The organism is Saccharopolyspora sp., assembly GCF_017434145.1.
Lineage (GTDB): Bacteria > Actinomycetota > Actinomycetes > Mycobacteriales > Pseudonocardiaceae > Saccharopolyspora_C > Saccharopolyspora_C galaxeae.
Genome location: NZ_JAFRFW010000154.1, coordinates 1 through 6998 on the forward strand (window position 1 = coordinate 1; position 6998 = coordinate 6998).

At 69.2% G+C, this 6998-nt stretch carries 9 protein-coding genes; 4 read left to right on the plus strand and 5 right to left on the minus strand.

Annotation, left to right across the window (positions count from 1 at the left end; all coding sequences use genetic code 11):
- Together IJH84_RS04340 and IJH84_RS04345 are read left to right on the plus strand one after the other, a co-directional pair.
- A partial coding sequence (locus IJH84_RS04340) for a hypothetical protein (RefSeq protein ID WP_295140460.1) occupies positions 1 to 423 on the plus strand: 423 nt, incomplete at its 5' end.
- A 118-nt stretch (positions 424 to 541) separates the two neighbouring features.
- Positions 542 to 742 (plus strand): hypothetical protein, encoded by a 201-nt coding sequence (locus tag IJH84_RS04345; RefSeq protein WP_295140463.1) that lies wholly within the window; start codon positions 542 to 544, stop codon positions 740 to 742.
- 198 nt (positions 743 to 940) lie between these two features.
- Here the strand turns inward: IJH84_RS04345 and IJH84_RS04350 are convergent, their stop codons facing one another.
- Positions 941 to 1426 (minus strand): Lsr2 family protein, encoded by a 486-nt coding sequence (locus IJH84_RS04350; protein WP_295140466.1) that lies wholly within the window; start codon positions 1424 to 1426, stop codon positions 941 to 943.
- Positions 1427 to 1858: 432 nt separating this feature from the next.
- On the opposite strand from IJH84_RS04350, the gene IJH84_RS04355 reads away from it, so the two are divergent.
- Both IJH84_RS04355 and IJH84_RS04360 read left to right on the plus strand, forming a co-directional pair.
- The gene (locus IJH84_RS04355; protein WP_200073441.1) at positions 1859 to 2206 is read left to right on the plus strand and encodes an Lsr2 family protein; all 348 of its coding nucleotides are present in this window, start codon (positions 1859 to 1861) and stop codon (positions 2204 to 2206) included.
- Positions 2207 to 2430: 224 nt separating this feature from the next.
- A complete protein-coding gene (locus tag IJH84_RS04360) occupies positions 2431 to 3537 on the plus strand; it encodes a hypothetical protein (RefSeq protein ID WP_200073442.1) in 1107 nt (368 codons plus the stop codon).
- A gap of 52 nt (positions 3538 to 3589) precedes the next feature.
- Here the strand turns inward: IJH84_RS04360 and IJH84_RS04365 are convergent, their stop codons facing one another.
- From IJH84_RS04365 to IJH84_RS04380, 4 genes are all read right to left on the minus strand, one after another.
- On the minus strand, positions 3590 to 4462 hold the full coding sequence (locus IJH84_RS04365) for a spermidine synthase (protein WP_233628579.1): 873 nt from the start codon (positions 4460 to 4462) through the stop codon (positions 3590 to 3592).
- A gap of 245 nt (positions 4463 to 4707) precedes the next feature.
- On the minus strand, positions 4708 to 5109 hold the full coding sequence (gene speD / locus IJH84_RS04370; protein ID WP_200073443.1) for an adenosylmethionine decarboxylase: 402 nt from the start codon (positions 5107 to 5109) through the stop codon (positions 4708 to 4710).
- A gap of 84 nt (positions 5110 to 5193) precedes the next feature.
- The gene (locus IJH84_RS04375) at positions 5194 to 6414 is read right to left on the minus strand and encodes a type III PLP-dependent enzyme (protein WP_295140479.1); all 1221 of its coding nucleotides are present in this window, start codon (positions 6412 to 6414) and stop codon (positions 5194 to 5196) included.
- Positions 6415 to 6580: 166 nt separating this feature from the next.
- Positions 6581 to 6998 (minus strand): helix-turn-helix domain-containing protein (locus tag IJH84_RS04380; RefSeq protein WP_295140482.1); only part of this gene is annotated, 418 nt, incomplete at its 5' end.

Here is a 6998-nt window from a genome sequence, read left to right on the forward strand (position 1 = left end):
AGTACTACCACTCACCATCATCGGCACGCTGTTGAGTTCTCAAAGAACACACCCACACCAGAACCCCAGCACCAACCAGGCACCAAAACCCCGGGGAGTCATCTCTTCGTCTTGCTGATGTTTCAAACTCTAGCAGGCCCGTACCCCGCCGGTTTCAGGGGGGTCACCTCTCGGTCACCCGCGCTGAACCGGCCCACGGTCGATCCTGCTTTGAAGTTCTCCACCGCCCGCGGCCTTTCGGCTCCGGACTCCGTCACCGCCCGGTCCGTTTCGTTTCCGGCCCGTTCCGCGCTGACGGAGAGAAACTTACAGGCCCCGGAAAACATCGTTGAAACCGCCCCCCACCTGATGCTGAAACTGCAGGTCACGTCGGGCGATCACGGCATCACCCGGATGGAGGCTTGCGAATGGCCCGTCGGATGAGCCCGCAGGGGCGCCCCACCTTCGGGTGATCACCGAGCGTTCCGCGATCGATCGCGCCCGCGCGCCGGTAGCGTCGATCGTCGACCAAGAGGGCCGACCGACAGGACGGGGGTAAGCGGTGGACTCGACACCGATCTACACGGAGTTGCAGGAACAACTCATCGCCCCGGAGGCGACCAACTGGAGTCTGAGCGCTCCCCCCGAGTTCGCCGCGGCGCTGGCCGAGAACGCCGAGCCCGCCGTGACCGAAGCCGAACCGGCGAAGCACCACAACTCCAAAGGCCGCGGCAAGAAGCGCAGGCACCGCGCCGACGACTGAGTCCGCGGCGAGCTCGCACACGCGCGCCCGCGCGAGAACGGACCGCGCGAACGAGCACGGGCCGGGAACGAACACTGGGAACAAGAAGAACCGCATCGCGGAAGACCCACGATGCGGTTCTTTGCGTCTTGCCGTCGGTTCGGCCTGCGAACCGGTCATGACGCCCGGCCGCTGCGGTACCGGGACCAGGAGCGGAAGTCAGTCCACCGCGGACGAGAATTGCGGCAACGACACCGCCGGGACCGCCGCGGTCTGCCCGTCGTCCTGCTGATCCTCGTCCCGCTGCCCGCGCTCATCGCGCTGCGGCAGGGAGGCGGCGGGAGATTCGACGACCTCGGTTTCCGGTTCGTCGGTTCCCGGCTCGGCGTCCTGCTGCTTGCTGAGCCGATCCTTGGTGCGTTGCGCGGCGCCCCGGATCTCTTCGGTGAGCGCGCGGTTCGCCTGGCGGGCCGCGCGTTCTTCGCGTTCGTGGCGTTTGCTCGGTGCGGCGCGTTCTTGTTCCCGCTCCTTGCCGGGCACCGTCGCCCGCTCGATGTAGCGAGCCAACAGCGTCCGCAACCGCCGCGCATGTTGCTCGCTCAGGTCGATTTCGTAGGTCACGCCGTCCAGCGCGAAAGTGACGGTCTGCTGGGCTGGCGACCCGTCAATGTCGTCGACGAGTTCGACCTGAATCCGCTCGGCCATGATCACCTGTCTCGGGAACGTGCCCCGTCTCGATCCGCGACACCTGCAGGCGAGACACCTGCGACCCTGACCAACGTTGTAGCACGCAGCATCGCTGTTGTCTCGCGGTCAACGATAGAACAGCACCACCGGCGGTTGAGAACCGCCGTGCGGGGGCACGTGGTCCTCGAGCCGTTCGACTCCCAGGAGCCGACAGCCACCCGGAGGCGGGGCCGACGGGCGAACCACCCGAGGCCACGGTAGCCGATCGCCGCGAAATCGAGAAAGTAATATGCAGCACAAGCAGCCGAGTAGCGGATCCAGGTAGCGCAGCCGCGCACCCGGGACCGGGGTGGCACATTTTCGCAACAATCGTTTATTGTTCCCCCGCTCTTCGTCGTAAGCTCTTGCGCGAAGGCCAGGAAAAACGAACCGGGAATCGAGGGTTTACCAGTGGCGCAGAAGGTCACAGTGCAGCTCGTCGACGACGTCGACGGGTCGGAAGCGGAGTCGACGGTCGAGTTCAGCCTGGACGGCGTCGACTACACCATTGACCTGTCCGCCGACAACGCCGCCCAACTGCGGGACTCGCTGGCGTCGTACGTCTCCCACGCGCGCCGCACCGGCGGCCGGAAGCGGACGGGCGGCAAGGCGGGCAAGTCCCCCTCCGCCGCACCCACCGCGGCGGATCGGGAGCGCAACCAGGCCATTCGGGAATGGGCGCGGACGCAGGGGATGCAGGTGTCGGATCGGGGCCGGATTCCCTCGGAGATCGTGGAAGCCTACGACAAGGCCAAGTGAGGCACCCGGGATGTTGCGAGGGCCGCGGCGGACCGGAACATTTCGCCGCTAGCCGCGCGCGAACCTCGCAACATTCCGCCCGCTGCCGCGAACTCGCACCCGGGTTCTCGGCGGCCGCCGGGAATGGCCGAAACGAGCGGCTCGGCAGATCTCCCCGCAACCGGGTCCCGGCCGGGTTGGCCACGTAACATGCCGGGCATCCCGGAAAGGAGAGGCGAGCAGCGGTGGACTACGTGGTGACGGCCGAACTGGAACCGCCGGCGGCGGTCAAGGAACTCGACGCCTTGCAGCAGCAAGGTGTCGTCGCGCTGCTGGATCGCAGACTCGCGCTGGTGGAGGGCGTCACCGGTCCGGAAGAGACCGACATCGACGTGCTCGACTTCCGGATCTCCACCCAGCCGGACCGGGCGAACGTGGTGCTGGTGCTGGACGCCCCCTCGCTGGCCGCGGCGGAATGGGCGGGCGCGACGGTGCTCGACGAGCTGCTCGGCGAGATCGAGCAGCTGTCGTCGTGGACGGTGGCCGACTCGTCGGTGCGCATCACCGAGGACGAGTTCAACCAGAGCCTCGCAGGGGCCGACGAACTCACCGCGCCGGACAGCGCCTCCAGCGAGCTGCAGGCCGCGGTCGAGGAGGCGCTGGAGTCCTCCTCGGCGGAACCCGCTTGGGAGACCGAGCGCTGGCGGGACACCTTGCTGGAATGCGCCGGTCGGCTGCGCGCGTTCGGGGCGGAGGCGTTCACCCCGGAAAGCACCGGCGCTGCGGAAGACGCCGCCGCGGGAAAGGCCGAGCTGGCCGCGGGCGCGCTGATCCACGCGGTCCGGGTGGTCACCGACGAGATCTTCTACGACGAGCTGTCGCTGGCGATCAACAACGCCACCGTGGACGAAGCCGCCGGCCTGCTGGTGCTCGAAGAACTGCCGCCCTGCTACGACCAGCGTTACGACTCGACCTTCGCGCGCGCGTTCCTGCTCTCGTCCGCCGCGGTGTCCGAGCGGCTGGCCGCGACGGAATGGGTGCCGCCGCGCTGCGTCGCCGAGGCGCTGGCGCTGCGGCTGATCGTGCACGAGGCGCAAGTGCTGCTGGAAGCCGCGGAACTGCTGGAGTGGGCCGACAGCGCACCGATCTTCGCGAAGTTCACCGCGGCCGCGTTCACCAGCACCGCGCACGAAGAGCTCTACGACGTCGACGTGCAGCTCGACGACAGCGCCGAGGAGACGTTGACCGCGGACGTCGAAGCCGGGCTGCGCGAGCGCGGCCTGTCGTTCGACAAGTGGTTCAGCCCCGCGGCGGGCACCGGCGCGCTGCACCCCTACTTGCATTTCCTCTGAAACGCGAACCGCCCGCCGGACGCGGTGTTCCGGCGGGCGGTTCGCGGTCGGCTCAGCTCTGCTGGCGCACGGCGTGCGGTGGCACGGTGCAACCGATGAGGCTGGCGTCGTCGATGGTCTGCGGCTGGTACTTGCTGTTCGGCAGCGCGTCCAGCATCACGTTCGTCGGGTCGTCCACCGGATCGGCGCGGCCGAACAGGAACGACCACTCGTGCTCGTCGGAGCCGAAGTAGGTCACCGTCTCGAACACCGACCGGAACCGGTTGTAGGACCGGATCAGCGTCTCGTTACGCCAGATCGTGGGGCAGCCCGCCTGGAACGCGACGACGCCGCCCGGTGCGAGCACGGTTTGGCAGCGTTGCAGGAATTCCAGGCCGTAGAGCCGGTTGTGCTGCCCGTCGGCGTCCTCGGCCTGCTCGTCCGGCAGATCCACCACGACGAGGTCGTAGCCCTCCGGCGGGGCCTGGTCCAGGAAGCTCCAGCCGTCGGCGTAGTGCAGGGTGATCGGACCTTCGCCGCGTTCGAGCGCGGGCAGGTCCTGCGCGCGGTAGCCGTAGGGCAGGTGCTCGGCGCAGCGGCGGACGCACTCCTGGTCGATGTCCACGTGGTCGACGCGGGTGGCGCCCGCGGCGACCGCGAGCTCGCTGACCACGCCTTCGCTGGAACCGATGATCAGCACCTGGTCCAGCTTGCCTGCCAGCAGGAATCCGGGGACCACCATCGCCTCGTGGTAGACCAGCTGCGAGAACTCGGTGCTCTGCCGGTCGTCGTCGCAGAACAGCGAGGCGCCCTGCCCGGTGCGGCCGATCAGCACGTGCTGGTAGGCGGTGTCGCCCTCCCACAGCACTTCGTCGACCCGCCAGAGCCTGCGCATGTCGGCACCCAGGGGTTCGCTGACCCAGCGTTGCCCGTCGAGTTCGATCAACGGTGCTCCTCCTCGAAGATGTCGCCCGCGTTGGGGGAGGGCGCCCGGTGGGGCGGAGAACGCGCCCGGCGGGACGAGTGTGGCAGAGCGCGCCGCGCAGGTGGGGTGTTCGGCCGCGGCGCGCCAGGATGTCGCGCGCGCCCGGCCCGGACCGCTGCGCGTGCCGGGCGCCGGCGCGCCGCATCGTATGTCCATTGTGGAGCGTTGCTCGCCGGCCCACGCTGCGGCGGGCCGGCGAGCACCGGTCACGACGCCAGTTCTTCCGGGTAGTCGCGGCCCCGGCGGATCGTGCGGGTGTTCACCGACTCCGGCCGCAGCGCCTCGGCGAGCAGTTCCACCGCGCGTTCGGGTTGCGCGGTGTGCCCGCAGGTGAACACGTCGATGAAGATCGAGCCCTCTTCGGGATAGGTGTGCAGCGAGGCATGGGATTCCGACAGCAATGCCAGCACCGTGACGCCTTGCGGTTCGAACCGTTTGGCGATCACTTCGCACACCGTGGCCTGCGAGCGGCTCAACGCACTGTGCAGCGTGTCCCTGAGGAACTGCTCGTCGTCGAGTAGCTGCTCGGCCACGCCTTCGAGCTCGGCGAGGACGTGCTGCCCGGTGAACAGACCGACGGGCTGCAGGGTTCCGGCATCAATCGACATCTATCGACCTCCCAACATTTCACAGATTTCGCCTGGTGAACGTGTTTCGGTAGCTACCGCTGCGGCCGGGCGGGGCCGCAGCGGTCAGGGTCGCTCGTGCCCGTCGATGCAATAAGTGGGCAGCGGCGGGAAACCGTTGAACCCGACCGAGGCGTAGCTGGCCGTGTAAGCGCCTGCGCTGAGCAGGTCCACGACATCACCGTCGCGCAGCGTGCGCGGCAGCTCGTAGCCCGCGCGCTGGTACAGCACGTCGTCGCCGTCGCAGGTCGGTCCGGCCAGCACGACCGGGCCGGCCGGGTCGCCGTCGCGGGCGGTGCGCAGCCGGTAGGTGATGGCTTCGCCCTCGGTCTCGGCGAGCCCGTTGTAGCGGCCGACGTCCAGGTAGACCCAGCGCCGGTCGCTGCCGGTCTCCGCGGCGACCAGCACGACTTCGCTGCGCAGCACGCCGGCGTCGCCGACCAGGAAGCGGCCGGGTTCGATCAGCAGTTCCGGGCGCTGCGCACCGAATTCGCGGTCCAGCGCCTGTTCGATGCGCTCGGCGTAGTCGGCCAGCGGCGGAGCGGATTCGGTGTATTCGGCGGGAAGTCCGCCGCCGAGGTTGACCATCCGCAGCGCGACACCGCGCTGCGCGGCGCCGTCGAAGACTTCGCGGGCGGCGCGGATGCCGTGCTCCCACGCGGCCGCGTCGTGCTGCTGCGATCCGATGTGGAACGACACCCCGCAGGGGTCGAGGCCGAGTTCGGCGGCGCGGGCAAGCAGCCGCACCGCGGTTTCCGGTGGGCAACCGAACTTGCGGCCGAACGGGGTGCGCGATCCCTCGTTGTCCACGAACACGCGGCAGAACACCTGCGAGCCCGGCGCGGCTTCGGCGATCTTGGCGAGGTCGGCGTCGCTGTCGGTGGCGAACAGCCGCACGCCCTGCTCGTAGGCGCGGGCGATGTCGGCGCGCTTCTTGATGGTGTTGCCGTACGAGATCGATTCCGCGGCGGCGCCGTGCGCCAGGCACAGGTCGATCTCACCGGGGCTGGCCACGTCGAACGAGCTGCCCTGCTCGACCAGCGAGGAGACGACTTCGGCAGTGGGATTGGCCTTGACCGCGTAGCAGATCCGCGCGTCCGGCAGCGCCTCGCGCAGCTGCGCGTGGCGTTCGCGCACGACCGCCAGGTCCAGCACCAGGCACGGGGTCGGGAGTACCGCGCGGTCCAGGTGTCCCCGGATCCGTTCAGCTGAACGTGCCGCGCTTCCGGCGACGGTCTCGTCGCTCGGGCGGTCCGTCACACCGGTGGTGGCGGACAGGTCGGTCAATCCCGTTACCTCCGTGTTCCGCGTGGCCTCGCGTGGTTTCCGGGTCCGGTCGACGCAGCGGGGCGCTGCGTGCCGACCAAGCAGAGTACCGGTCCGAGCTGCGGATTACGAACCGTTCGGGTGACTTCCCCCGGTCGTCGGAGTGGATTGTGACCACTCCCACGACTCACCCGCGGCTCGCGGCGGCGTCTTCGGCCGCGAGCCCGAGCGCGAGGTGGAAGTCCACTCGGGTCGAGAAGTTCCCGAGGTCCCTGCCGGTGATCCGCTCCACCCGCCCGATCCGGTACCGCAGCGTGTTCACGTGGATGTGCAAGCTCCCGGCGCAACGCGACCAGGAGCCGCCGCATTCCAAGAACATCCGCAGCGTCCGGACGAGATCGGCGGCGTGCGCCGCGTCGTAGGCGAACAGCGGCCCGAGCACCCGGTCCCGGTAGGACGTTCGCAGCTCGGCGGGCACCGCGGCCAGCAGCGCGCGGTGCGTGGCGAGTTCGTCCGCGGGCACCACCGAGTTGCGCGGGGCGCGTTCGGCGAGCTGCAGCGCGTAGCCGGCTTCCTCCACTGCGGCGCGGAGGTTGCCCGGGTCG

Bases quoted from the DNA above. Each gene is read 5' to 3' on its own strand.
- IJH84_RS04350 (WP_295140466.1), bottom strand. From the start codon at position 1,426: ATGGCCGAGCGGATTCAGGTCGAACTCGTCGACGACATTGACGGGTCG.
- speD (WP_200073443.1), bottom strand. From the start codon at position 5,109: ATGTCGATTGATGCCGGAACCCTGCAGCCCGTCGGTCTGTTCACCGGG.